General features: G+C 50.6%; 18 protein-coding genes and 5 tRNA genes. 20 read left to right on the top strand and 3 right to left on the bottom strand.

Going from position 1 to position 22677, the window contains the following annotated elements; genetic code table 11:
* The first annotated feature begins 203 nt into the window (after positions 1-203).
* Positions 204-3755, top strand: coding sequence for a pyruvate:ferredoxin (flavodoxin) oxidoreductase (nifJ, locus tag CCUR_RS04825; RefSeq protein WP_012803354.1), 3552 nt, complete (start codon positions 204-206; stop codon positions 3753-3755).
* Positions 3756-4077: 322 nt separating this feature from the next.
* On the opposite strand, the gene CCUR_RS04820 is transcribed toward nifJ, so the two are convergent.
* Positions 4078-5367, bottom strand: coding sequence for an aspartate aminotransferase type Ic (locus tag CCUR_RS04820; protein ID WP_012803353.1), 1290 nt, complete (start codon positions 5365-5367; stop codon positions 4078-4080).
* A 116-nt stretch (positions 5368-5483) separates the two neighbouring features.
* Between CCUR_RS04820 and putP the strand changes: the two genes are divergently transcribed.
* The 11 genes from putP (at position 5484) to rplA (ending at position 11734) form a co-directional block, all read left to right on the top strand.
* A complete protein-coding gene (gene putP, locus CCUR_RS04815; RefSeq protein WP_012803352.1) occupies positions 5484-7046 on the top strand; it encodes a sodium/proline symporter PutP in 1563 nt (520 codons plus the stop codon).
* A 186-nt stretch (positions 7047-7232) separates the two neighbouring features.
* Positions 7233-7317 (top strand) — tRNA-Tyr (locus CCUR_RS04810).
* A 5-nt stretch (positions 7318-7322) separates the two neighbouring features.
* Positions 7323-7398: transfer RNA gene (locus tag CCUR_RS04805), tRNA-Thr, on the top strand.
* A gap of 92 nt (positions 7399-7490) precedes the next feature.
* Positions 7491-7567 (top strand) — tRNA-Met (locus CCUR_RS04800).
* Positions 7568-7665: 98 nt separating this feature from the next.
* Complete coding sequence (gene tuf / locus CCUR_RS04795; protein ID WP_012803351.1) at positions 7666-8868, top strand: elongation factor Tu; 1203 nt, start codon at positions 7666-7668, stop codon at positions 8866-8868.
* Positions 8869-8983: 115 nt separating this feature from the next.
* The gene (gene rpmG, locus CCUR_RS07420; RefSeq protein WP_012803350.1) at positions 8984-9133 is read left to right on the top strand and encodes a 50S ribosomal protein L33; all 150 of its coding nucleotides are present in this window, start codon (positions 8984-8986) and stop codon (positions 9131-9133) included.
* Positions 9134-9148: 15 nt separating this feature from the next.
* Positions 9149-9225: transfer RNA gene (locus CCUR_RS04785), tRNA-Trp, on the top strand.
* A gap of 87 nt (positions 9226-9312) precedes the next feature.
* Positions 9313-9747: a preprotein translocase subunit SecE gene (secE, locus tag CCUR_RS04780; RefSeq protein WP_012803349.1), complete on the top strand. Its 435-nt coding sequence runs from the start codon at positions 9313-9315 to the stop codon at positions 9745-9747.
* Positions 9748-9753: 6 nt separating this feature from the next.
* Positions 9754-10290, top strand: a complete 537-nt coding sequence (gene nusG, locus CCUR_RS04775; protein WP_012803348.1) for a transcription termination/antitermination protein NusG — start codon at positions 9754-9756, stop codon at positions 10288-10290.
* Positions 10291-10435: 145 nt separating this feature from the next.
* On the top strand, positions 10436-10927 hold the full coding sequence (gene rplK, locus CCUR_RS04770) for a 50S ribosomal protein L11 (protein WP_012803347.1): 492 nt from the start codon (positions 10436-10438) through the stop codon (positions 10925-10927).
* A 90-nt stretch (positions 10928-11017) separates the two neighbouring features.
* On the top strand, positions 11018-11734 hold the full coding sequence (gene rplA, locus CCUR_RS04765) for a 50S ribosomal protein L1 (RefSeq protein ID WP_012803346.1): 717 nt from the start codon (positions 11018-11020) through the stop codon (positions 11732-11734).
* A 370-nt stretch (positions 11735-12104) separates the two neighbouring features.
* Here the strand turns inward: rplA and CCUR_RS04760 are convergent.
* Positions 12105-12178 (bottom strand) — tRNA-Gln (locus CCUR_RS04760).
* Between the two features lie 306 nt (positions 12179-12484).
* On the opposite strand from CCUR_RS04760, the gene ybaK reads away from it, so the two are divergent.
* Positions 12485-12937: a Cys-tRNA(Pro) deacylase gene (gene ybaK, locus CCUR_RS04755; protein ID WP_245526088.1), complete on the top strand. Its 453-nt coding sequence runs from the start codon at positions 12485-12487 to the stop codon at positions 12935-12937.
* A 99-nt stretch (positions 12938-13036) separates the two neighbouring features.
* On the opposite strand, the gene murJ is transcribed toward ybaK, so the two are convergent.
* On the bottom strand, positions 13037-14656 hold the full coding sequence (murJ, locus tag CCUR_RS04750; protein ID WP_143711816.1) for a murein biosynthesis integral membrane protein MurJ: 1620 nt from the start codon (positions 14654-14656) through the stop codon (positions 13037-13039).
* Between the two features lie 171 nt (positions 14657-14827).
* Here murJ and CCUR_RS04745 point away from each other — a divergent pair, with 171 nt between their 5' ends.
* The 7 genes from CCUR_RS04745 to CCUR_RS04715 all read left to right on the top strand — a co-directional run bounded on the left by CCUR_RS04745 (position 14828) and on the right by CCUR_RS04715 (position 22668).
* Positions 14828-15733 carry an NAD(+)/NADH kinase gene (locus CCUR_RS04745; RefSeq protein ID WP_012803343.1) on the top strand — a complete coding sequence of 302 codons (906 nt, stop codon included), beginning with the start codon at positions 14828-14830 and terminating at the stop codon, positions 15731-15733.
* A gap of 311 nt (positions 15734-16044) precedes the next feature.
* Entirely contained in the window at positions 16045-17643 is a 1599-nt protein-coding gene (locus CCUR_RS04740) for a CTP synthase (protein ID WP_012803342.1), read from the top strand.
* A gap of 216 nt (positions 17644-17859) precedes the next feature.
* A complete protein-coding gene (gene xerD, locus CCUR_RS04735; RefSeq protein WP_012803341.1) occupies positions 17860-18768 on the top strand; it encodes a site-specific tyrosine recombinase XerD in 909 nt (302 codons plus the stop codon).
* Between the two features lie 222 nt (positions 18769-18990).
* Entirely contained in the window at positions 18991-19419 is a 429-nt protein-coding gene (locus CCUR_RS04730) for a division/cell wall cluster transcriptional repressor MraZ (protein ID WP_041225242.1), read from the top strand.
* An 18-nt stretch (positions 19420-19437) separates the two neighbouring features.
* Entirely contained in the window at positions 19438-20394 is a 957-nt protein-coding gene (gene rsmH / locus CCUR_RS04725; RefSeq protein WP_041225595.1) for a 16S rRNA (cytosine(1402)-N(4))-methyltransferase RsmH, read from the top strand.
* Between the two features lie 64 nt (positions 20395-20458).
* Positions 20459-20914: an FtsB/FtsL family cell division protein gene (locus CCUR_RS04720; protein ID WP_012803338.1), complete on the top strand. Its 456-nt coding sequence runs from the start codon at positions 20459-20461 to the stop codon at positions 20912-20914.
* A gap of 8 nt (positions 20915-20922) precedes the next feature.
* A complete protein-coding gene (locus CCUR_RS04715; protein WP_012803337.1) occupies positions 20923-22668 on the top strand; it encodes a peptidoglycan D,D-transpeptidase FtsI family protein in 1746 nt (581 codons plus the stop codon).
* Positions 22669-22677 lie beyond the last annotated feature (9 nt).

Raw genomic sequence — 22677 nt, 5'->3', positions numbered from 1 at the left:
TGCAAGCTTAGTACGTATGGATCGTGCCGACTCCTTCACCGATATTTCAAGAAATACCCCATTCACCGATGGCGAGCGCCGTGGTATATCGCTCGGCGCGTGTCGGCTGCCTGCGTGATAGGATTTGAGATACGAGAGAGAGGCATGGGCGCTATTCCTGTCTGTAGGTGGCAGAGTAGGGCGTCTTTCTGAAGGAGAGGGTAATGGCACGAGAATTTAAGTCGATGGATGGCAACAACGCGGCAGCGTATGTCTCCTACGCATTCACCGAGGTGGCGGGTATTTACCCGATTACCCCATCGAGTCCCATGGCTGACTATGTCGATATATGGTCCGCTCAAGGTAAAAAGAATATCTTTGGCACTACGGTACGTGTTTGTGAAATGCAGTCGGAAGGTGGCGCTGCTGGCACCGTACATGGATCACTTTCCGCCGGTGCTCTTACGACGACATATACTGCTTCTCAGGGTCTGCTGCTCATGATTCCCAATATGTATAAGATTGCCGCCGAGCAGCTGCCAAGTGTTTTCCATGTGAGTGCCCGTACGGTGGCTACCCATGCGCTGAACATTTTTGGCGATCATTCCGATGTTATGGCGTGTCGTCAAACGGGTTTTGCAATGTTGGCCGAAGGCAACGTGCAAGAAGTAATGGACCTATCGGCCGTTGCGCATCTCGCCGCCATCAAGGGCCGTATTCCGTTTTTGAATTTCTTTGACGGCTTTCGCACATCGCACGAAGTGCAAAAGGTTGCCGTATGGGATTACGATGATTTGGCAGCAATGTGCGATATGGAAGCGGTTCGTGCTTTTCGCGATCATGCCCTCAATCCTGAGCATCCTTCGATGCGTGGCAGCCATCAAAATGGCGATATCTTCTTCCAAAATCGTGAAGCTTGCAATGGTGTCTACGATGCACTGCCAGCGGTTGTCGAAGAATACATGCAAAAGGTTAACGACCGACTGGGTACCAATTATGGGCTGTTCAACTATTATGGTGCGCCTGATGCTGATCGTGTCATTGTGGCGATGGGTTCGTTCTGCGATGTTATCGAAGAGGTTATTGATTACCTGTGCGCTCAAGGCGAAAAAGTTGGGCTTGTTAAGGTGCGGCTCTATCGCCCCTTTGTGTCAGCGAAGTTTGTGGAGGCTCTGCCCGCAACAGTCAAAAAAATTGCCGTCATGGATCGCACAAAAGAGCCGGGTTCGGTGGGCGAACCGCTGTATCTCGATGTTGTTAATGCCCTTATGCGCGAAGGTGTAACCGATAAGATTGTGGTGGGCGGACGCTATGGCTTGGGGTCGAAGGACACACCCCCTGCATCGGCCTTTGCGATTTTCCGTGAGCTTGAAAAAGACAAGCCGCAGCCGGAATTTACGGTGGGTATCGTCGATGATGTGACGCACTTGTCGTTGCCTGAAGATGCTGACTGCCCCAGTACGGCAGCTCCCGGTACGATCGAATGCAAATTCTGGGGACTGGGCGGCGACGGAACTGTTGGCGCGAACAAGAACTCAATCAAAATTATTGGCGATCATACTGACAAGTATGTGCAGGCTTATTTCCAATATGATTCGAAGAAAACAGGCGGTACGACAATCAGTCATCTGCGTTTTGGCGCTTCACCGATTCGTAGTCCGTATTACATTAATAAGGCTGACTTTGTCGCGTGCCATAATCCCAGCTATGTAATCAAAGACTTTCCGATGGTCTACGACGTCAAGCCGGGCGGTATTTTCCTGGTTAACTGTCAGTGGACTCCCGAAGAGCTTGCGGAACACTTGAGTGCAAAAGCAAAGCGCTATATTGCGCGCAATAATGTGCAGCTCTATACGATCAACGCCATCGATTTAGCGCGTGAGATCGGTATGGGTAAGCGCACAAACACTATTCTGCAGTCAGCATTCTTCTCACTCGCAGGAGTGCTGCCGCAAGAAGATGCTATTCGCTACATGAAAGATGCTGCCACGCGTTCATACCTGAAAAAGGGCCAAGACGTTGTCGATATGAACCATCGGGCAATTGATGCCGGAGCAACTGCCTACCAACACCTTGATGTGCCCGCGGCATGGGCTGACGCATCTGATATGGCCGAAAAGCCACAACTCGCGGGCAATCCGCAGCTTGTTAGAATGGTCGAAGGAATCATGCAACCGGTTGGTCGTATGGAAGGCGATTCACTTCCGGTATCCGCGTTTGCCAATCATGCTGATGGACAGTATGCGCTCGGCGCGGCTGCGTACGAGAAGCGCGGGGTAGCCGTTTCGGTTCCCCGATGGGATGCTGACACCTGCATTCAGTGCAACAACTGCTCATTCGTCTGCCCGCATGCAACAATACGACCCTTTGCCCTAACCGAAGCCGAACTGACGGGTGCACCCACTCACACTAAGGGCATTCCCGCAAAGGGAAAGAAGGCAGCGGGGCTCACCTATGTGCTTGCCGTTTCGCCGCTTGACTGCATGGGATGCGAAGTGTGCGTAACGCAATGTCCCACCGATGCGTTGTCGATGGTACCTGTTGAAGAAGAGCTGGCTGAGCAGGCAGTATTTGATTACTGCGTCGATAAGGTTGCCGCTAAACCAGAAATAGAAGGAACGTCAGTTAAAGACAGCCAGTTTAAGAAGCCGCTTCTTGAATTCTCGGGTGCCTGTGCAGGCTGCGCGGAAACGGGATATGCTCGTCTGGTCACGCAGCTCTTTGGCGACCGTATGTATATCGCTAACGCAACCGGCTGCTCGTCTATTTGGGGTAATCCAGCAGCCACTTCTCCGTATACAACCGATGCCAACGGTCATGGGCCAGCCTGGTCAAATTCGCTGTTCGAAGACAACGCCGAGTTTGGCTACGGCATGCTTATGGGCCACGAAGCGGTGCGTCGCGAACAAGCCGCTCGCGCTGAAGCAATCGTCTTGGCACCTGATGCATCTGAAGCACTCGCGCAAACCGCACAGGCCTGGTTGGAAGCACGCGATTCTGCGGATGAATCAAAAACAGCAGCGGCAGCCTATATTGCCGAACTTGAAATGGTTCAGAATGCTGATAGCAACCTCGGTCAGCTTGCGCGTCAAACGCTTGAGCATCGAGAATTTCTCACCAAGAAGAGCGTGTGGGTCTTTGGTGGCGACGGCTGGGCATACGATATCGGCTACGGCGGCTTAGACCATGTGCTCGCATCAGGCGAGGACGTCAACGTCTTCGTGTTTGATACCGAGGTGTATTCCAACACGGGCGGTCAGGCATCAAAGGCGTCAAACATCGGTCAGGTTGCTCAGTTTGCTGCAGCAGGCAAAGATATTAAAAAGAAGAGCTTGGCTGAACTGGCTATTGATTACGGCTATGTCTATGTTGCTCAGGTGGCTATGGGTGCCAAGCCAGCACAGACCATCAAAGCCATTCTTGAAGCTGAGGCATACCCTGGTCCGTCGCTGATTGTGGGCTATTCGCCGTGCGAGATGCATTCAATTAAGGGTGGCATGAAGAACTGCCATGTGGAAATGAAGCACGCTGTCGATTGCGGCTATTGGAACTTGTTCCGTTTCAATCCATCAGCACCAGCTGGTAAAAAGTTCACGCTCGATTCGAAAGCGCCAGAAGGTGGGTATCGCGAATTCTTGATGAATGAAGCGCGCTATAGTCGTCTTACTCGTGAGTTCCCCGAGAGAGCCGAAGAGCTATTCGAACGCAATGAACAGGCTGCAATGGAACGCTGGCGCCATCTTGAAAGGATGAAGGATCTCTACGCTGAATCGTAGATGATGTACACGGCTTGAAGGGTTTATCGTAGCAAGCCGTATCGTAAAGTGTCTGCTGTTTGTACTGTGGAAACAGCTTTTCTGGATAGTAAAGAATGCCTCCGTACTGCCTTTTGGGAGAACGGAGGCATTCGTATCGTTTCGAGCAATAGGTAAGCACAAATTACACGAACCATAGGTCCTTCGAACTATAGAGTGTTGAGCTTAGGAACGTAACTGAGCACAAGAATAGAAGGGCTCAGGAGCGGTTCAGGCTGTGGAGTGGACACAACCACTGATGTGCGCTAGGGGCTGCTCAGGCTTAGTGTCGATTTATTCGATGCTATGCGCGTTGCGCGAGTTCTGCTTCGATACAGGCAATCTGCGCACAGCAGATAAAAACTTCAAGAGCGCTCTTCAGTTCATCTTCAGTTGGTAGGGTAGGAGCAAGGCGTATAAACGCATCATTTGGATCGATACCTAAGGGGAAGGGGGCACCGGCCGCCGTTAGCTTCACGCCAGCGCTTGCTGCCAGTTCTACGATACGGTGTGCGGTACCCTGTGGCCCCTGAAACAAAATAAAGTAGCCCCCGCGTGGCTTGGTCCACGTGCAATCGGTGTCTTTCAGGCCGTTTTCAAGCATCGACCACACAAGTTCAAACTTAGGTCGAATAAGGGCGGCGTGCTTGCTCATATGGGTGGCAATACCGTGCGCATCTTGCAAAAAACGCACATGACGAAGCTGATTGAGCTTGTCGTAGCCGATCGTACGCACGCCCATATGGGATGCCACCTCAGCCAAAACTTGCTCGCTTGCTGCCATAGCTGCGATGCCTGCACCAGGAAACGTTATCTTGCTGGTAGAGGCAAATTTGCAGGCGCGATGGGGGTTACCTGCTTGCAGGCAAGTTCGTGCAATATCAAGGACGTGTTCTTGTGTATCCGTTTCATCAAACAAATGGTGAACGCAGTAGGCGTTGTCCCACAGAATGCGAAAATCTTCCGCAGCGCATTTCATGGCGGCTAATCGGCGCACGGTGTCATCGGAATAGGTTATGCCTGAGGGGTTGGAATAGGTGGGCACACACCAGATGCCTTTAATGGTGTCATCATCGGAAACAAGTGTCTCAACAAGATCCATGTCGGGGCCGTCATCACTCAATGGTACGGGAATCATTTCCATGCCAAACGATTCGGTGATGGCAAAGTGTCTATCGTAACCAGGAACGGGGCAGAGCCATTTTACTTTTGGGAGGGTGTTCCAGGGTGCGCTACCCAAAGTGCCAAACAGCCAGAATTCAGCTAACAGGTCGTACATGATACTCAGGCTTGAATTACCACCGACAAGGACATGCTCAGGGTCGTCGTCAAGCAGTGTTGCCATAAGACGACGTGCTTCGGGCAATCCGTAGAGTACGCCATAATTGCGGCAATCGGTGCCATCTTCGGCATAGTAATCAGACGTGGAGGAAAGCGTATCAAGCAGTGCTAAGGACAGATCAAGCTGCGCAGATGACGGTTTACCACGCGCCATATTCAACGAAAGCTCGCGTTGAGTAAAGGCTTGAAGACGGCTTTGCTGTGTTACAAGCGCGTTTTGTAGTGCTACATCAGTCATATCGGTATAGGGCATACCGCTTCCTTTCAATGAAGAACTTCTTGCATATTCTAAAGCTCTTTGCTCGCAGTATTGGTACGAATAACGGTATAATCCGATGCCATTGCAAACCTTTTCGGAAAGTGGTTCCCATGGTTAAGAGCGACTTTTGGGTATTGTTCGCAATGCTCATCTACTTTATTGCAGTGGTGATCATTGGTTTCGTATACGCGAAACGTGCCAATAAATCTACCGAGGCATATTTTCTCGGTGGTCGTTCTTTGGGGCCTTGGGTAACAGCTTTATCGGCTGAAGCAAGCGACATGTCTGGGTGGCTGCTCATGGGTATACCGGGCGTGGCGTATTTTACGGGCGCATCAGAGGTCCTCTGGACGGTTATTGGGCTGGCGATTGGCACCTATCTGAACTGGCTACTTGTTGCCCGACGACTGCGAGTGTATTCAGAAGTTGCGGGTAACGCAATTACGCTGCCGAACTTCTTTTCAAACCGTTTTCACGATCACAAGAACACTCTGATGACCATTGCGGCGCTGATCATTATCGTATTCTTCAGCATTTATGTCGGCAGCTGTTTTGTGGCAGTTGGCAAGCTGTTCACCACGCTATTCGGTCTTGACTACGCCACGATGATGGTGCTCGGTGCGCTTATTGTGTTCTTGTATACTTTCGTTGGGGGGTACCTTTCTGTTTCCACAACCGACCTCGTGCAGGGCACTATCATGATATGTGCACTTGCCATTGTTTTTGTGGGCTCGGTTGTGCAGGCGGGTGGTGTTGAAAACACGGTGGCCTTTCTTAAAGAAATACCCGGTTTTCTTTCGGGGACGCAAACAGCCTCTCCCATACTTGATACAAATGGCTTACAGCAGGTAGTTGATTCCATTCCGCAGTTCGGCGATGCAAAGGACTACGGACTCATTACGATTGTGTCCGGACTGGTATGGGGTTTAGGGTATTTCGGCATGCCGCAGGTGCTCGTGCGGTTTATGAGTGCTCGAAGTGCTGACGATATTAAGATGTCACGTCGCATTGCAACGGTATGGTGCGTGGTTTCCATGGCGTGCGCGCTTTGCATCGGGCTTGTTGGTCGTGCGGTACTGCCAGGTGTTTTTCTGACGCAATCGGCTGCCGAGAGTATCTTTATTATTCTGTCGCAGATGATTCTTCCCTCATTTATCTGTGGGTTAGTGGTATCGGGCATTTTTGCGGCATCGATGTCATCATCTTCGTCGTATTTGCTGATATCGGGTTCGGCCGTCGCGGAAAATATCTATCGTGGGCTTATTCGTCGCGATGCTACTGACACACAAGTGATGATCGTTGCCCGTATTACGCTTGTGGTTGTATTGCTGTTTGGTATTGTGATTGCACTCGACCAGGATTCATCGATCTTCCAGGTGGTGTCGTATGCGTGGGCTGGTTTTGGTGCTTCCTTTGGTCCGTTAATGCTGGCGAGTTTGTATTGGAAGCGCACGACTAAACAGGGTGCGCTTGCGGGTATGATCACGGGTGCGGCCACGGTGTTGATCTGGCATACGTTCATCAAGCCACTCGGTGGGGTATTTGGTGTGTACGAGCTCCTTCCGGCCTTCGTTTTGGCACTGGTGGCACTTGTAGTGGTGTCGCTTGTTACCGCTACTCCCGAGCAAAGTGTGCTTGATGAATTTGATCGTTATGAAGCGCAGTTGAAGTAACTTCCTTTGCTGCGTGGTTATTCTTTATCTACCTGCATGAACGAAGGAACGATGAAGATACGCCCGGGGGCGTGTCGCCCGTTGACAGCGTTTCGGTCGTAGCGTATTATTCCTATGCTTGCTGACAAGAGACCCTTGTCAGTTAAGCACGCAGCTTGAAAATTGCACAAGTCAAGCAATAAAGATGGGCGTGTGCCCGAGTGGTTAATGGGGACGGGCTGTAAACCCGTTGGCTTTGCCTACCTAGGTTCGAATCCTAGCGCGCCCACCATCTTTGCCCGTGTAGCTCAGTCGGTAGAGCACTTCGTTGGTAACGAAGAGGTCACCGGTTCAAGTCCGGTCGCGGGCTCCATCATCTGTTCGCTGTTTTTGATGGATTCTGTTGGTATCGGGTCACCATGCCATTGGTTGGATTCTATCAGCATTCAGCACATTGATTCCCATGGCGGTGTAGCTCAGTTGGTTAGAGCACACGGTTCATACCCGTGGCGTCACTGGTTCGAATCCAGTCACCGCTACCATGAGATATGTCGGTTTCCCTTTACCTGTATAAAGAGGAAGCCTTTTAACCCGCATTCCCAGCGCCGCAGAGAGGCGCCCACATTGAAGGAGGATTTCAATGGCTAAGGAAAAGTTTGAGCGTACTAAGCCGCATGTAAATATCGGCACTATCGGTCATGTTGACCACGGCAAAACAACGCTGACTGCCGCTATTTCCAAGACCCTGTCCAGCAACGACGGGTCTCATGGCACTGCTCATGCCGACTTTACCGCGTTTGAGGATATCGATAAGGCTCCTGAAGAGCGCGAGCGCGGCATTACCATTTCGATTGCTCATATCGAATACGAAACTGACAAACGTCACTATGCTCATGTTGACTGCCCCGGCCATGCCGATTACGTCAAGAACATGATCACCGGTGCTGCTCAGATGGACGGCGCTATTCTGGTTATCGCTGCTACCGACGGTCCTATGGCTCAGACGCGTGAGCACATCCTGCTTGCTCGTCAGGTTGGCGTGCCCTACATCGTTGTCTTCCTGAACAAGTGCGACATGGTCGACGACGAAGAGCTCCTCGAGCTTGTTGAAATGGAAGTTCGTGATCTGCTTAGCTCATATGACTTCCCCGGAGACGAAACTCCGATCATCCGCGGTTCTGCCCTGAAGGCTCTTGAGGGCGAAAAAGAATGGCAGGATAAGATCTGGGAGCTTATGGATGCCGTTGACGAGTGGATCCCCACTCCGACCCGCGACACCGAAAAGCCCTTCCTGATGGCTATCGAGGATGTTATGACCATCCCTGGTCGTGGTACTGTTGTAACGGGTCGTGTCGAGCGCGGCGTTCTGCATGTAGGCGATGAACTCGAGATTCTGGGTATTCGCGAAACGCAGAAGACCACCTGCACCGGCGTTGAGATGTTCCGTAAGCTGCTCGACGAAGCTGAGGCTGGCGACAACATCGGCGCTCTGTTGCGTGGCATCAAGCGCGAAGAAGTAGTACGCGGTCAGGTTCTTTGCAAGCCTGGTAGCGTTACTCCGCACACTGAGTTCAAGGGTCAGATTTACGTTCTGACCAAGGAAGAAGGCGGCCGCCATACTCCGTTCTTTGACGGCTATCGTCCGCAGTTCTACTTCCGCACCACCGACATCACTGGTGTGGTTCATCTGCCCGAGGGCACCGAGATGGTTATGCCTGGCGACAACGTGGAGATCAAGGGCGAACTTATTCACCCGGTCGCCATGGAGGAAGGCCTCAAGTTCGCCATCCGCGAGGGTGGTCGTACGGTTGGTTCCGGCCGCGTAACCGAAATCATCAAGTAGCTCCTTCACTGGGTAATTGCTTGAGGGGATGGGCGTCTTTTGGGCGTCCATCCCTTTGCTTGACGAATATGTGCGATTTCAAGTTCGACGATTATTGGCTATAAGGAGCTTAAGTATGCGTACATTGGTCACTCTGGCCTGCACTGAATGCAAGCGCCGTAACTACACGACCAAGAAGAACAAGCAGAACAACCCCGATCGTATCGAGTTTAAGAAGTATTGCAAATGGTGTGGACATCACACCCTGCATAGGGAGACTCGTTAAGAGGAACGGCATAATAGGCCAGTAGCTCCAATTGGTAGAGCGGCGGTCTCCAAAACCGCATGTTGGGGGTTCGAGTCCCTCCTGGCCTGCCAGCTTGTTACGAGCAGCTTGAGAAAGCTGCTTGTTTGGCGTTTAGAGACGCCTGTTTTAATCTGCCTTGAGATGTCAGAAGGATGAAGATGGCAAAGAAGTCAAAGACGCAACGTGCTAAGGCATCAGCGCGCCGTGCCGAGCGAAAAGCCGGCAATGCCGCTGCGCCGGCTGAGATGACGGCAGCCGAAGATTCGACGTCTGTCAACTCGGTTGAGAAATCCTCTCAAGGGGGGCTGTTCAACCGCGCAAAGAAGGCAAAGTCTTCTGAACCTGCTGCTTCTTCTCAATCGGGCAAGGCAGCTAAGTCTGCTAAGACCGCACGAAAGGCCGAGAAAAAATCTGGGTTTATTGCTCAGGTGCGCTCGGAAATGAAGCGGGTAACCTGGCCCACTCGTCAGGATGTACTGCGGTGGAGTGGTGTGGTAGTTGCTGCCCTCGTTTTCTTTAGCGTATTTGTATTCGTTCTAGACAACTGGGTAGTTACTCCGGTACTGCTCGCTTTCTCTTCTTTGGGGGCGTAAGGCACTATGGCTAAAAAATGGTATGTGCTTCACACCTATTCCGGCTATGAGAACAAGGTGAAGAAGAATTTGGAGAGTCGCATCGAAACGATGGGTCTCGAAAATAATGTCTTCGATATTCAGATTCCCATGGAAACTGTCACCGAGATCAAGGATGGCGGACGTCGGGTTGAATCTGACAAGAAGGTACTTCCTGGCTATGTTCTCGTGCGTATGGAATTGGACGACCGCAGTTGGGCTGCTGTGCGCAACACTCCGGGCGTAACTGGTTTTGTGGGCAGTCAGGCTAATCCTGCACCGCTGACGCGCGAAGAGTATAACAAGATCATGAAGCGCACTGATCATGCTGATACGCGCAAGGCGGTTGTTACGTCGGATCTTGCTGAAGGTCAGACCGTTAAGGTTGTTTCAGGGCCTCTTGCGGACTTCGATGGTGTGGTCTCAGAGGTTTCGCCTGAAGCAAATAAGGTGAAGGTACTTGTTTCTATCTTTGGTCGTGAAACGCCAGTAGAACTTTCCTTCGACCAGGTAACGCGCCTCTAACCTCAAAAGGCGCTTCCCACCTGCCAGGGTGGGCGAATATATGAAAGACACGCTTTCATGTGCCCTCGTGGACAGGGGCTTCTCGCGTGAAGGCTTGTTGATAGATAGTGAAATAAAAGGTTTCAGCTGAAAGGGAGCTTTTACCATGGCTGATAAAAAGGTTTCGGGTTTTGTAAAGCTACAGATCCCGGCTGGTGGGGCAAATCCTGCACCTCCCGTTGGTCCGGCTTTGGGCGCTCAGGGTGTCAACATTATGCAGTTCTGCCAGGCATTTAATGCTCAAACGCAGGATCAGTCCGGCACGATTATCCCGGTAGAAATTACTGTATACGAGGACAAGTCGTTCACGTTTATTTGCAAGACGCCGCCAGCTGCTGTGCTTATTAAAGAAAAGCTCGGCATTAAGGGTGGCTCGGGCATTCCGCAACTGCAAAAGGTAGGCGAACTCACCGAAGCTCAGTTGCGTGAGATTGCTGAAATTAAGATGCCCGACCTCAACGCCAACAGCATTGAGGCTGCTATGGAGATTGTTGCTGGCACGGCACGTTCTATGGGCGTTACGATCGAAGGTCGTGCACCAAAGAAGGTCTATACCGCGTCGCGCAAGGTTGCTGCGATGCTTGCTGAAAAGCAATAGATTGAGTATTAATCAACCCGCCGCGTGACCGAGTGTCACGCACTTGCTGGGAGGGTGTTTTACCCGTTAGCACCACGAAAGGAATGTATCATGGCTCAACTAACAAAGAAACAAAAGGCCGCTACTGAAAAAGTTGAAGCTGGAAAGCTCTATGCTCCCTTAGAGGCGTTTCAGCTGGTGAAGGAACTTGCGACTGCTAAGTTTGATGAAACCATTGAAGGCCATTTCCGTCTTGGTATTGATACACGCCAAGCCGATCAGCAGCTGCGCGGTACGGTAAGCCTGCCGAATGGTAGCGGCAAGACGGTTCGCGTAGCGGTATTTGCCGAAGGTGAAGCAGCTCGCGCCGCCAGTGAAGCTGGTGCTGATATCGTTGGTTCTGACGATTTGGTTGCTGATATTCAGAGCGGCAAAATCGATTTTGATGCTGCTATTGCAACTCCGGATCAGATGGCTAAGGTTGGTCGTTTAGGTAAGGTGCTTGGCCCTCGTGGCTTGATGCCTAACCCTAAGCTCGGTACGGTAACAAACGATGTTGCCAAAGCAATCACCGAACTGAAGGGTGGCCGTGTCGAATATCGCGCCGATCGTTACGGTATTACTCATGTTGTTCTTGGTAAGGCAAGCTTTACCGCTGAACAACTGGCCGAAAACTACGGCGTTGTCTATGACGAGATTCTGCGTATGAAGCCGTCTTCCTCCAAGGGTAAATACGTGAAGTCGATTACGGTAGTATCCACAATGGGTCCAGGGATCGCTATTGATTCGAGTGTAACCCGCAACTATACCGAATCGCAGGAAGCTTAAAGCTTTTCTAATTGTTTCCAGTTGCTACTCGGTCTTGCGTGACATGAGAGCAGCAGGGGACATATAAGCTGCCGATAAAGCAGCTATCCGCATAAGAAACGCACTCTTCGGAGTGCGTTTTGCGTAATAGGCTTTTGCGCTATGCATCTACAAGGTTGGGTACCGGGTGGAAGGGATTTCGCGGCAAGCGCTTCGCGATAGCCGCTGCACCCTTCCACCCGAGACCTTTACAGACAAGGAAGACCCAGCAAGAAGTGTGTGTTGCTGTGCTATGTATCTTAGGCTTCGGGCAGAAGGGATTTCGTGGCAACCGCTGCACCCATTCCACCTATGACCTTTATGGATAAAGGAAAACTAGAGGTATCTTTAGTGGCTGGGCCAGCAGGATTCGAACCTACATAGCTGGTACCAAAAACCAGAGTCCTGCCATTGGACGATGGCCCAAGCTGTAAGAAGATGCGCCGCTACAGCGTTGCATGGCGCGGTTGACTAGTGTAACGGGCGCCTTGCTGTCCGTCAACTAATGCAGACGTAACTGATTACATTGCGCAAACCTGTTATAACGAACACTAACCGGAAACACCTATCGATAGGCTTCTCGGTGAAAGCGATTCAGCGGTACATGGTACATACTTCGCGATAGCTCTGCGTCTACAGAGCACCACGTCTTGAGTGGGAGGGATTTCGCGGCAAGCGCTTTCGCGCTACACTGCTTGTATGAAACGGGAAAAGATACACAAGACAAACGCCATGCGTCAGCTTGAAGCGGCGGGGATTGCCTACGAAACCGCATCATATGTGGTCGATGAAAACGATCTGTCTGGCATGCACGTGGCTAGTCAACTCAAGCAGGATCCAGCACGTCTCTTTAAGACCTTAGTTCTTGTTGGAGAGCACACAGGATACCTTGTATGCTGTATTCCTACTGCCTGTGAACTCGATCTGAAAAAAGTAGCTCGTGCGGCGGGTGATAAGCGCGTCGAGTTGTTGCCATTACGAGAGCTGAGGGATGTGACGGGGTATGTTCGTGGCGGATGTAGTCCACTTGCCATGAAGAAGCAGTTTCCAACGTTTATTGATGAGACAGCGATACTATTCGATTCTATTTATTTAAGTGCTGGAGAACGGGGCGAACAGATTATCGTTAATGCGGAATCTCTTGCTGCGCTGCTTAAAGCCCCTCTGGTTGATTTGTGTTTATAAGCAGGATGGTATGCAGTAAAAGGCCTTGTTGAAAAACTGCTACTCTTGTTACTCTGCGCGATATCAATAGTCTTATGGGTGTAGTTGCCTATTTCGCTTCTAGGAGCGGCGGTTTTTTACACGGCTGAGCAAACGAGAAAGTGCCTCAAATTCACGAACGCGAAAGAGTCGGGTGAGGGCAAAAGTGATAACAATTCCAATTCCACCGTTGAAGCAGAGCTGGAATAGGGCATAGCCAATGCCTGTAGCGCCACTACCTCCAACACCAAAGCTGTCGGTAAACATAAGGCCTATAAACGCAATGCCCGATCCAATAATACTGGCTCCGATTACGCGTATTGTCGTTGTCCAGAAGGGACTGTAGCGCACCTCAGGTACGTAATGCTTGAGCAGAACTAAAGAAATAGCTGCTCGCGCTACGTAGTAGACCATATCAGCAGCGGGAATGCCGTAAAGTCCCAAGACGTTCGGATCACACAACACAGCATAGAGTGCCAGTTGCACAACAACGAGCGCGCAATTGGCAATTGCAAAGCTCATGAGTCGGCGAATTGACGCAAAGGCTTTGTACATGTACATACCGATAGCGTACATCGGCAAGCTGAGTACCCACAGGCGGAATAAGCTACTGATCTGCTCGACATCATCTAGGGTGAAGGCACCCGCATGGAATAGATGGAAGATGGGCGTTGCGAGTACAAATAAAAGACCAGTGAGGGGTACTATCATAAAGGCGGTACCTGAAAGACCCCGCACGACATGTTGTGCGAAGGCTGTCATCTTGCCTTGCGCTGCTGCTTCGCTCATTTCAGTGAACATAGTGCTCGATAACGAAACCGCCACAACGCCATAGGGTAACTGATACCACATCCATGCATAGGCGAGTGCCGAAGGGCCGTTATCGGCTGCTACTAGGCTGAATGCATTGCGGAAGGTATAGGCGACGAGATTTGCGACGATGTAGATAAGTGAAGGGAGGGCAATTTTAATAGTTTCTACAATCGAAGGATCGCGCAGATCAATGTAGGGTTGCCACCGATATCCCGACTTAATAAGAGCGGGAATCTGAATACCAAATTGTACTGCCACACCTGCCGTTGTGCCGACAGCAATCAGAATAATGGCTGCATCAGGATATACGGTTGACAATGGCACATAGACGGCGAATGAAAGAATAACAACAATATTGTTAAGAGCAGGGGCGATCGACGTTAAAAAGAACGACCGCCCTGCATTTAATACGCCCGTGATAACACCACCGAGGCCATAAAAGAGTATCTGAAAAGCAAAGATACGAAAGAAAATAACTGTTTGCTGGTGAACTTCAGCGGAATCGCCGACGGTAAAAGTTTGGGTAGATACCACCTGATCAGCAAAAATACAGGAAATCAAGGAAAGTGCCCCGAGTAAAATCAGGGTAATGTTGAGGATATTCGAGGTATAGCGGTTTTGTCCACGCCAGCCATATCGCGCTTTCTGCAGCAAGAGGACAGGAAGAAATGCGGTGGCCAAAAATCCACCCGCAACCAGGTCGTAGAGTACATTAGGCAGGTTATTAGCAACCTGATAGGCGCTGGTGAGCACCGTATTGCCAAGTGCAAATGCCATTGCCCACGTACGTAGTAACCCCGAGATGCGTGAAAGCATCGTTCCGGCGGTCATAAGACCAGTGTTCTTAATAACGCTGTCCTGTTGCTCGCTTGCCACGGGAATCGGCATTTCCTTTCTCTGCAAACGAAAACGATAGTAGCAGCATCAACGGGGTTTTTCTGGATGTCCAGTTGCTAGACGCAAGAAAAACAGCCCGTTGAAAACAGCCCTCCGTTAAGAGGGGTGGGCGATTGGATTATACTAGTTCGGCACCATTTCCCCGTTTTGCAGGAGGTTGCTATGCGCATTCTCATTATGAGAAATGCAGAAAGCCCCGCAGCGATTGATGCGTCGCTTATGCTAGGAGCATATCTGAGCTCACAGGATATTGAATTTACGCTGGCTGATGCAGCAGATCCTGAGGGCATTATTGCCTCTTCGTTTGATATGGCAGTCGCTCTCGGTGGTGATGGAACGATTCTGCGTACGGCTAAGATGATCAGGTATTCACGAGTGCCGATTCTTGGTATCAACTACGGTCATCTAGGATTTCTTGCAAATGGTAATCAAGGGGGTGTGGTGGCTGCTAGTGCCGCGGCACTAGCAGGTGACACGGTGGCAGAGGAGCGTACCAATCTTCGTATCTTCGTGCAGTGCGAGGGCGATGATGACGATCAGTATGAATCAATGTGCGCTGGTGATGCTGATGCATCGATAGATGATGATTTCGCCATATCGCGGTGCCTCTTTGCTTTAAATGAAGCGGCACTGACACGGGGTGCTTTAGGATGGATGATCGATTGCGAGCTTTCTATTAGTGGCTCGTTAGTAGGAACGGTACGCGGTGATGGCATGGTGATATCCACTGCTACTGGTTCAACTGCCTATGCGCTTTCTGCTGGCGGACCGCTTGTTGCACCAAATTTTCGCGGTCTTGTGGTGGTGCCCGTGGCTCCCCATTCTCTTATTGCTCGTGCGGTGGTTACCGACCCGCATGACATTGTTGAACTGACTTTAGGAGACACGCGTGGCGACCACGAAGCACAGTTGTTTGTCGATGGCTTAGCAGTGGAATTTCCAGCACCAATTAAGCGCCTGCGTGTGCAACGTGGACCTGAACCGACCATTCTCTTGCGTTATCAAGGGGAAAGCTTCTACACACTACTGCGTACGACATTTTTCGAACATACAGAGCCTGTTGACTAGCTAAAACCTCAATAGGCTTGTTGATTGGTTCCAAAACCTCTTTGCACAATGGATTCGAAATCATCTGTACGCGCATGAAGTCGAAACGTGTCTAACATCCTCGGCAAAGTAGATATCAGTTGGCGATTAAGCAATGTAAAGTTGCAGATTACATGCGCATCTGTAGATGAAGTAACTGCAACACTGCAGGCGAAGTAGATCGAGCGCATTATTCTTTGTTTCGATTTTGAAAACCTCTGCAGTCGCCCATGTGCTACCTTTCGTACATGACTAGAATAATGCCGTATAGCAAGCGCGAAATCAGGAGCATCATGGCAAAGTACATCTTCGTAACCGGCGGCGTTGTTTCTTCGCTGGGTAAGGGCATTACTGCTGCATCGCTTGGACATTTGTTGAAGGCGCGCGGGTACAAAGTAACTATGCAGAAGATGGATCCGTATCTTAATGTTGATCCGGGCACGATGAGTCCTTTTCAGCACGGTGAAGTGTTTGTAACTGAAGATGGCCATGAAGGCGATCTTGATTTAGGGCATTACGAGCGCTTTATTGATGAAAACCTGACACGTGCTTCTAACTTTACGCAGGGCTCCATTTACCAGACGCTTATTGCGCGCGAGCGGCGGGGTGATTTTCTTGGCGGCACCGTACAGGTGATTCCCCATGTAACTGAAGCAATCAAGGAACGTCTGCGCCGCGTTAGCGACCATACACAAGCCGATATCGTTATCGTTGAAATTGGCGGTACGATCGGCGATATTGAAGGACAACCCTTCATCGAAGCCGCCCGCCAATTCCGCAAGGAATGCGGTCCTGGCAATACAGCATTTATTCATTGCACACTCGTGCCCTACATCAGCGCAGCTCACGAAGTAAAAACAAAACCGACTCAGCATTCAGTAAAAGAATTACGTTCTTTGGGCGTTCAGCCTGATTTTATTGTTTGCCGCAGCGATCACGACGTTTCGCTTGCCGTACGTGAAAAGATCGCTCTGTTCTGTGATGTTGCGAGTGAACAAGTACTTTCTTGCATCGACGCACCAAGTATTTATGAAGTGCCCTTACATCTTCATGCACAGCAGTTCGACGAGAAAGTTCTTGCCTGTTTGCAGCTTCCTTGTCCGTCGATTGACCTTTCTCCACTTCAGTCGTTTCTTGACGCAAAGGCAGCGTGTCAAGACGTCGTTGATATCGCTATTGTGGGAAAGTACGTGAGCCTGCCTGATGCGTATCTTTCAGTGAACGAAGCATTAGGGCACGCCGGTGTCGCGAACGGCACAGCGGTGAATATTCATTTTATCGACGGGGAAGCGGTAACCGCTGAAAATGTTGCGTCAACATTAGCTGGTATGCAGGGCATTTTAGTGCCGGGTGGCTTTGGACAGCGTGCATTTGAAGGGAAGATTCAAGCAGCCCGATATGCACGTGAGAACAATGTCCCCTATCTGGGAATTTGTCTGGGTATGCAAGCGGCAGTGTGCGAATTTGCCCGCAATGTAGCCGGACTTGCGAATGCGACGTCAACCGAATTTAATGCTGATGCGATGCATCCAGTCATCGATCTTATGCCCGAACAGGAAGATGTTGAAGATAAGGGCGGCACCATGCGGCTAGGTGCTTATCCCTGCAAGGTGGTGCCCGATACGCGCGCCGCGCAAATCTATGGGCAGGAAATTATATACGAACGACATCGTCACCGCTTTGAGGTTAATAATGCGTATCGTGCATGTCTTGTTGAAGCGGGTCTTGTTATATCAGGGGAATCACCTGATGGTCGACTCGTCGAAATGGTGGAGCTACCCAATCACCCCTGGTTTGTTGCCAGTCAGGGACATCCGGAATTCAAAAGCCGACCCACGCGTCCCCATCCACTTTTCAAAGGGTTCGTTGCCGCTGCACTGCAGGTTCGCTAGAGCCATAGGTTTACTAGAATCATAGGTTCACTAGATTTATAGCTTCACGAGAGCCATAGCATAAGATTTCTGCTGTTTTCTGAGCTGTTTGTAGCAAGCCATCAATGTTTATCGTGTGTTCGCTTTTATCACCGCTGCCTGTCTATTGCTGGTGTGTTGTTGGTTCACGAGTGCCAGGTAGCATACGGTTTTATCAAGAAGACGTATACTGATGCTATGGATGATACCGTACGGGAATTTCTTTCTTACTTGAGGGTCGAGCGGGGTGCCGCTACCTCAACGGTGCGTGCTTATGAACACGACTTAACGCGCTATGTTGAATTTCTTGCGTCATTGCAACCGGCCGGTACCGCTATTTCTTGGTCGCACATAACACGCGACAATATCGTTGCCTTTGAATCGTCCCTGAAAGACCAGGGTCTTGCTCTTACTTCGCGCGCGCGGGCCCTGTCGTCAATCAAAAGCTTTCACCGGTTTTTGGAAGTGGATGGACGCTGTTCAAAGAATCCTGCTTCGCTTATTTCATTGCCGAAAAAGCCGCAACGGCTTCCCGATGTATTGAGCATCGACACGGTTGGGCGACTTCTGGATTCATCCATTGGCGATAGGCCGGTTGATCTTCGCGATCGAGCTCTATTAGAGGTTCTCTATGGATGCGGGCTGCGTGCAAGTGAACTCTGCGGGCTCGACGTTGATAGAGTGAATACTGACGATGGTGTTTTATTGGTACGTGGCAAAGGCGATAAAGAACGGATAGTTCCGCTTGCTGGCACCGCCGAAAAGGCGCTGTGTGACTATCTTGAACACGGCAGACCGGTTCTGGCTCGCGCGGGTAGAACTTCTACTATGGCGGTATTTCTGAATGCGCGTGGTAGTCGGCTAACGCGGCAGAGTGTTCACCGTATCGTGCGTAATGCGGGATTACGTGTGGGGATTGATAACCTCCATCCTCATACACTGCGTCATTCGTGTGCAACTCATTTGCTTGAGGGCGGTGCCGACCTGCGAATTATCCAAGATATGTTGGGCCACTCAGATATTGCGACAACGCAGATATATACCCATGTCCAGCAAACTCATCTTCAGGAAGAGTATCGCAGCGCCCATCCGCGTGCGCGGCGGTAAATTACGTCCCACTTCATCCCACATTCTTTATAACTCCTTGTAACACAATATATAGCGGTCTAGTTTTCCTGTATTCATTATCTAGCTTCCACAGCGAGTAAGACATGCTATTTTTCCCGGTCAAAGGGCATGAATTTGCAATTTAGTGTCATGGTTGTCTTGTGAAGTGGGATGAAGTGGGATAGAATGTCATCGCAGAAGCTCGATACGAAAGGGGGCGGCATGACTGAGCTGGTTGGCGAGCATCATCACAAACTTGATGCAAAAGGCCGTGTTTCCATGCCCTCTGCTTTTCGTAAAGTGCTTCCGAAGAACCTCAAGGTGACGCTTTCTCCAAAGAAAGAATGCCTCTATGTGTTCGAACCTGATTCGTTCAGCATGTGGGTTAATTCGTTCTTTGAAAGTGAAGGCGGCTACAAGCCCACCAGTTCACGCCATGTTGCGCTGCGCCGTGCATTGAATGCTCGTGCTCGCGACGTGGAAGTGGACAATTCGGGTCGTATTGGTCTTTCAGCCGATATGCGCGCCGAAGCGGGCCTCGATAAGGAAGTCGTGCTTACGGGCAACGATGACCACCTTGAGATCTGGAACGCAAAGCGTTGGGACGAGTTCTTGAACAGCGTCGATTTTTCGGATCTGTTCAGCGATTAGGCCCTTGGCGTGAGCGCGGTGACAAACGAATATCGGCATATACCAGTTCTGCTTACCGAATGCCTCGATTACTTACGTCTTGAAACGGGGCGCACCTACGTCGATGCAACGCTTGGTGGGGCAGGGCATTCCATAGAAGCGGCCAAGCATATTCAAACAGCCGGAACGCTTGTGGGTATCGACCAGGATGAAGTGGCACTTACTGCCGCACGAACTCGGCTTCTGGCTCTTCCTACTGACAAACGCCCCGAACTTTGCTTGCTCCGTGGCAACTTTGGCGATATGGATGAACTCCTCCTTCAAGCGGACATTCCTTCAGTCGACGCATTTCTGTTCGACTTGGGGGTATCTTCGGTGCAGATTGACACGCCATCACGCGGTTTCTCTTTCAAAGAGAAAGCGCCGTTGGATATGCGAATGGATCCGGGTAAATCAACCCTAACCGCAGCAGAGATCATCAACACTTACAACGCAGCAGATCTCGCCCGGATCATCCGCACTTATTCCGATGAGAGGTGGGCTACGCGCATCGCTGATTTTATCGTGCAAGCACGTACTCATGCTCGTATAGAAACAAGCGATCAGCTTGTTGACATCATCAAGGCAGCTATTCCCGCATCGGCGCGTCGTTCAGGGGGACATCCCGCAAAGCGAACATTTCAGGCTCTTCGCATAGAGGTTAATTCTGAATTAGACGTCTTACAGCAAGGATTAGAGGCGGCTATACGTTGGCTTGCTCCCGGAGGTCGCCTGGCGGTAATCAGCTATCACTCGCTTGAAGACCGCATTGTAAAGGAAACATTCCTGCGCTTCTCGCGTGGCTGTACCTGTCCACCAGACTTACCAGTATGTGTATGTGGAAATGTGCCGATAATCAAAGTAATCACGCGAAAGCCCGTTTTGCCGACGCCAGAAGAAATAGAGCGTAATCCGCGTGCTCGCAGTGCAAAGCTGCGTGTCGCAGAAAAGCTTTAGAACTACTATTGGGAGATTTGCCGACGATATTGGTCGGATATAAAAAATAGAAAGGGGAAAGACAATGGCAAGCAGTGCCCGCGCATATCGTCTTGACACATATGATCAAGCGGTAGCGCGTCCGCGTCGCGCAAGTCAGGTACGTGTCGTACCCGGCACTCGTCCTGCGCCTGTTGCTTCTCCTTTCGTTGCGAAGGCAACGGGTATTATCCTTGTTGCGCTTCTTGCCTTTATTGCTCTTTCCTGTGTGCGTGTTGGTCTTGCTGCCGCAACCGTGAGCACGCAAATCAGCCAACAGGACATGAGCGCTGAAGTGAAGTCGATGCGTTCAGCAAATGCCGCTTTAGCAGTGCAACAATGCACCTTGTCTTCTCAGGGGCACATACATGAACGGGCGACACAGCTTGGCATGGCAGAAAGTCCTGTTGCAGAACAGATAACCCTTTCACGCGATGTTGTTGCTTTTGACAGCGCTGGTAATCTTTCCCTGTCCGCAAGCCTCTCTCGGGCTGCTTCTTAAGCGCGGCGATGGCCTCCCGTCCGTCAAGTCGGTATCCACGCGCATCGTCGCGGGTTTCCCACTCACACCAGTTTGATGAAACGGCAGCGCTTGTGCCTGCTTCGGGTTCACGCGTTACTTTTATACTCATATTGTTTGCCTTAGTAGCTCTTGTTGGTGTTTTTAGATTAGCCTATTTATCGTTAATTATTGGGCCTGATAATGCCGCTGAAGCAATTGCGTCTCGCACACAAACAGTACAGGTAGAGGCTAAACGCGGCACAATTTATGATCGCAATGGGAAAGTACTTGCGACAACAATTGATGCCACAACAATTTATTGTAATCCCAGTGAAGTAACCGACCCAGAGGGTGACGCAAACCTTCTTGCAGGCGAGCTCGGCGGTACGGCAAGCGACTATATCGATGCGCTTTCAAAATCAGATTCATCCTTTGCCTATATATATCGGAAAGCCGATAAAGATACTGCTGTGCGTATAAAGGATATGAAGCTAGCAGGTATTTATTTCCTTGCCGATTCAAAGCGCGTGTACCCCTATGGTCAGGTTGCCGGTCAGGTGATTGGGCTGTGTGATGTTGACGGCAAAGGCGTTTCTGGTCTTGAACTTTACTATGACGAGACTCTTGCTGGTACAAGCGGTGAAATGCGCATCGAACGCGGCGGAAATGGATACGCGGTAGCGGGTGGGTTGACCGAGGTGCGCCAAGCGCAAGACGGCAAAGACATCGTGGTTTCTCTTGATGTTGATATGCAAGAGCGGCTCGAAACACGCCTCACTAAGGAAGTCAGCGAGCTTTCAGGAAAACGGGGCGATGCATTACTCTACGATGGCGCGACCGGCGAGGTAATTGCTTGTGCGTCGACGCCGTATTTAAATCCAGAGGATCGCTCTTCGGTTAAAGAAGGTTCAACTTCTCTTATGCCGATTAGTGTGGCATATGAACCGGGATCCATTTTCAAGGGCGTGACAATGGCAGCTATTCTCGAAGCGGGAGTTCTTTCTCCGGAAAGCGAGCTGTATTGTCCTTCAAGCTTGCCTGCCGACGAGTATACGGTCACTGATGCTCATGACCGGGCGAGCGAAACGATGACTTTGACACAGATACTTGCTCGTTCATCGAATATTGGTACGTCGCTTGCTGCCAAACAATTGGGATTTAGGCAGCTCTATCATAAGATTCAAGCATATGGCTTAACTGAAGCAACCGGCATTGATTTCCCCGGAGAATCTGCTGGTTATTGCACCGATGTAAGCACGTGGTCGACTATTCAATCCTACAATGTCAGCTTTGGCCAGGGCTTAACAGTAACACCACTGCAGATGGCACGGTTTTATGGTGCCCTTGCTAATGGTGGGGTAGCGTATCAACCGCACTTCCTACTATCAGGGAACACGCCTGATAGTCAAAACGCCTCTTCGTGGGAAGAAGGCCAGATTTTCGAGAATACCGAAGCGCTCGCACCCCTTGAAGGCATGCTTCAGGAAGTCGTGGCAAAAGGAACGGGTAAGAAGGCGCAAATTGAAGGATTTAAGCCAGCGGGTAAGACCGGAACGGCCCAATACACTGACGACTCGGGACGGTATGCATCAGACCGGTATAACATTAGCTTTATCGGGTATATTCCCGCTTCGACCTCGAAACTCGTCTGTTTTGTAGGGGTAACGGAAGTTCCTGGTGACGCTTCGACTGCCTCGGCCTTTAAGGATATAATGTCGTTCGCTATCAATCGTTACAAAATTACTGCACAGTAAAGGACCCTA

Origin of the sequence: Cryptobacterium curtum DSM 15641, assembly GCF_000023845.1 — a bacterium.
Classification (GTDB): Bacteria; Actinomycetota; Coriobacteriia; order Coriobacteriales; family Eggerthellaceae; genus Cryptobacterium; species Cryptobacterium curtum.
Note: the sequence above shows the minus strand (reverse complement) of the source record. Positions and strands in the feature narration are given on the sequence as shown.

Excerpts from the sequence above, each read along its gene's own strand:
- nifJ (WP_012803354.1), top strand. The coding sequence starts at position 204 with ATGGCACGAGAATTTAAGTCGATGGATGGCAACAACGCGGCAGCGTAT.
- CCUR_RS04820 (WP_012803353.1), bottom strand. The coding sequence starts at position 5,367 with ATGCCCTATACCGATATGACTGATGTAGCACTACAAAACGCGCTTGTA.
- putP (WP_012803352.1), top strand. The coding sequence starts at position 5,484 with ATGGTTAAGAGCGACTTTTGGGTATTGTTCGCAATGCTCATCTACTTT.
- tuf (WP_012803351.1), top strand. The coding sequence starts at position 7,666 with ATGGCTAAGGAAAAGTTTGAGCGTACTAAGCCGCATGTAAATATCGGC.
- rpmG (WP_012803350.1), top strand. The coding sequence starts at position 8,984 with ATGCGTACATTGGTCACTCTGGCCTGCACTGAATGCAAGCGCCGTAAC.
- secE (WP_012803349.1), top strand. The coding sequence starts at position 9,313 with ATGGCAAAGAAGTCAAAGACGCAACGTGCTAAGGCATCAGCGCGCCGT.
- nusG (WP_012803348.1), top strand. The coding sequence starts at position 9,754 with ATGGCTAAAAAATGGTATGTGCTTCACACCTATTCCGGCTATGAGAAC.
- rplK (WP_012803347.1), top strand. The coding sequence starts at position 10,436 with ATGGCTGATAAAAAGGTTTCGGGTTTTGTAAAGCTACAGATCCCGGCT.
- rplA (WP_012803346.1), top strand. The coding sequence starts at position 11,018 with ATGGCTCAACTAACAAAGAAACAAAAGGCCGCTACTGAAAAAGTTGAA.
- ybaK (WP_245526088.1), top strand. The coding sequence starts at position 12,485 with ATGCGTCAGCTTGAAGCGGCGGGGATTGCCTACGAAACCGCATCATAT.
- murJ (WP_143711816.1), bottom strand. The coding sequence starts at position 14,656 with ATGCCGATTCCCGTGGCAAGCGAGCAACAGGACAGCGTTATTAAGAAC.
- CCUR_RS04745 (WP_012803343.1), top strand. The coding sequence starts at position 14,828 with ATGCGCATTCTCATTATGAGAAATGCAGAAAGCCCCGCAGCGATTGAT.
- CCUR_RS04740 (WP_012803342.1), top strand. The coding sequence starts at position 16,045 with ATGGCAAAGTACATCTTCGTAACCGGCGGCGTTGTTTCTTCGCTGGGT.
- xerD (WP_012803341.1), top strand. The coding sequence starts at position 17,860 with ATGGATGATACCGTACGGGAATTTCTTTCTTACTTGAGGGTCGAGCGG.
- CCUR_RS04730 (WP_041225242.1), top strand. The coding sequence starts at position 18,991 with ATGACTGAGCTGGTTGGCGAGCATCATCACAAACTTGATGCAAAAGGC.
- CCUR_RS04720 (WP_012803338.1), top strand. The coding sequence starts at position 20,459 with ATGGCAAGCAGTGCCCGCGCATATCGTCTTGACACATATGATCAAGCG.
- CCUR_RS04715 (WP_012803337.1), top strand. The coding sequence starts at position 20,923 with ATGGCCTCCCGTCCGTCAAGTCGGTATCCACGCGCATCGTCGCGGGTT.